1 protein-coding gene is annotated in these 1260 nt (G+C 34.7%); it reads left to right on the top strand.

All coding sequences use genetic code 11. The annotated features are described in order from the left end of the window. The first annotated feature begins 319 nt into the window (after positions 1-319). A complete protein-coding gene (locus tag BFP75_RS09445; protein ID WP_123803373.1) occupies positions 320-1066 on the top strand; it encodes a DUF6090 family protein in 747 nt (248 codons plus the stop codon). Positions 1067-1260: the final 194 nt, after the last annotated feature.

The raw sequence follows: 1260 nt of genomic DNA, 5'->3' as shown, positions 1-1260 counted from the left end.
GCCTTTTAAACGACGGTAGAAATTCGTCTGCGGTACCCGGTCACTTAATTGGAAATTATTGAAAAGCTTCTCTTGATAATCCTTTTTACCCTGCATACCTAAAGTTACGATCCTTTTACGGATCGGCAAGATCGAAATGCCCCTTTTTTTATAACTTGTGCAACAGGCACAACGTGTATAATTCATTGCTAGTACTCGCCTACTTACGAAAATCCTCGCGGATTTTCTATTCGGTTTTTATTTGCTAAATTAGTTGCTTAAACCACGCAACTAATCATACACAAATACGTTGTGCTTCATTATAACCAACCGCTAACCAATGATAAAATTCTTTAGAAAAATTCGCCAAAAAATGCTGAAAGAAAACAAATTCAGTAAGTATCTACTTTATGCTATTGGAGAAATTGTTCTTGTTGTAATTGGGATTTTGATTGCGTTACAAATCGGTCAATGGAATAAAGAAAGTGAAATCAAAGAACTTGAACTAACCATACTAAAAGAAATTAAAAGTAATTTGAACGATGACCTAATCCAAATGCAAGGAGATATTTCACTTATGCAAATAATGGATACAGCTTGTGTTAATTTAAAAAATGCAATCAATACTAAAATTCAACTTACTGAGGATTTTTCCGATAATGCCAGTTTATTAAGAGTTATGCCACATTACCAACCAAACAAAAGCGGATATGACTTACTGGTTTCTAAAGGAATATCCATAATCTCAAATGATAGTTTAAGGAATTCTATATCTACTCATTACGAAAATCTATACACCTACTATAGTCGATATGAAGAGGAAAGGTTTATGTTTCATATAAACATCAGCGAACCAAAATTATTAGAATATTTCAGTTTTGAATTTGATTTAGACAACACATATTATTGGCAAGCAAACATATCTGTAGAAGATTATGGAAAGATGTTGGAAGATGAATCATTTGCAAAGGTTTTGAAAGCAATTGAATCGGAAAACAAACAAGTCCTTTCTCGTGCAATTAGGGTAGCAAACAGTATCGAGAAGCAATTGAATTTTCTGAATAATGAAATCCAAGCTATCGAATAAGAATAACGAAAGCACAACAACGGTAACCGTTGCACAAGATATTAATCCGTGAAAAAATGGATCCGTACAAGCCTCTTTACGGGGCTTTTTTTGGTCCGCCTTAGATTGGCAGCGCTAATCTTGGATGCCTTACAAAAGCACCGAACAACGGTTCAAGGGCACTTTTGGCCCATCTTGCCAAAGCTGGTGTCATT

The organism is Maribacter sp. 4G9 (assembly GCF_002742265.1).
In the GTDB taxonomy this organism is placed as follows: domain Bacteria; phylum Bacteroidota; class Bacteroidia; order Flavobacteriales; family Flavobacteriaceae; genus Maribacter.
The sequence above is the reverse complement of the archived record's forward strand: the minus strand, read 5'-3'. Positions and strand labels throughout refer to the sequence as shown.